Below are 202 nucleotides of genomic sequence, written 5' to 3'. Positions count from 1 at the left end.
CTGGCGGGCCAGCAGCGTGGCCTTCTCCTCCAGCTCGGCGTTGGAGCGCTGCAGCTCCTCCTGCTGCTGCTGGAGCTCCTCCGAGCGCGCCTGCAGCTCCACGGCCAGCCGCTGCGACTCCTTGAGCAGCTCGTCGGTACGGGCGTTGGCGACGATCGTGTTCAGGTTGACCCCGATGGTCTCCATGAGCTGGTCGAGGAAG

At 67.8% G+C, this 202-nt stretch carries 1 protein-coding gene; it reads right to left on the bottom strand.

The genetic code is table 11. The features are described 5' to 3' along the window. Positions 1-202, bottom strand: a 202-nt coding sequence (locus tag IO39_RS43880; RefSeq protein ID WP_043638124.1) for a hypothetical protein, incomplete at both ends; no start/stop codon positions are given.

The organism is Nonomuraea candida (assembly GCF_000725485.1).
Lineage (GTDB): Bacteria > Actinomycetota > Actinomycetes > Streptosporangiales > Streptosporangiaceae > Nonomuraea > Nonomuraea candida.
The sequence above is the reverse complement of the archived record's forward strand: the minus strand, read 5'-3'. Positions and strand labels throughout refer to the sequence as shown.